The sequence below is a fragment of the Zhongshania aquatica genome, assembly GCF_027257955.1.
Lineage (GTDB): Bacteria > Pseudomonadota > Gammaproteobacteria > Pseudomonadales > Spongiibacteraceae > Spongiibacter > Spongiibacter aquatica.
The window spans coordinates 1-522 of record NZ_JANZNQ010000103.1 but is presented as its reverse complement, the minus strand read 5'-3'; the positions used below and the strand labels follow the sequence as shown (position 1 = coordinate 522).

The 522-nt window shown below is 46.6% G+C and carries 2 protein-coding genes; both read right to left on the bottom strand.

Annotated elements, in window-relative coordinates:
* Positions 1-230 (bottom strand): IS3 family transposase (locus tag O9X78_RS20840; RefSeq protein ID WP_269621602.1); only part of this gene is annotated, 230 nt, incomplete at its 3' end.
* 35 nt (positions 231-265) lie between these two features.
* On the bottom strand, positions 266-522 hold a 257-nt coding region (locus O9X78_RS20835; protein WP_269621601.1), incomplete at its 5' end, for a transposase.

The window sequence follows — 522 nt, the reverse complement described above, 5'->3', positions numbered from 1 at the left end:
GTCACTCGCGTTACTCGGGCTATTAAACCCAATTCCTGCATGAGACGTGCTACACGCTTCTTGCTAGTCGCAACACCCCGCTTTTGTAGCTCCTTCCAGATCCTAGGGCTACCATAGCGTCCTTCTACTTTGTCGTAGATTTTCTGTATCTCGATCTTCAGCGCTCTATCTTCACAGGTTCGGTTCGAGGGCTCACGCTTCAACCAATCGTAATAGCCGCTTCGCGACACACCAAGCCAAAAAGCCAGATTTTTAATTCCCAGCTCTATTCCGAATCTCTTGATAAATCGATATCTTGCTGATGTTCCTCCGCAAGAAACCGTTGCCACTTTTTTACTAGATCAAGCTCCTGTTTCAGCTTTTTATTCTCCGCTTCCAGCCGCTTAATTCTGGACAGCTCCTTTTCTTGCTTGTTAGAAGCTTCAGTCAACTTTTTACGTTTATCAGCCACAATCTTGCCTTCGCGAAACTCTTTTCGCCATCGTGACAGCATGAACGGATGTATGTCGAGTGTGTCCGCTA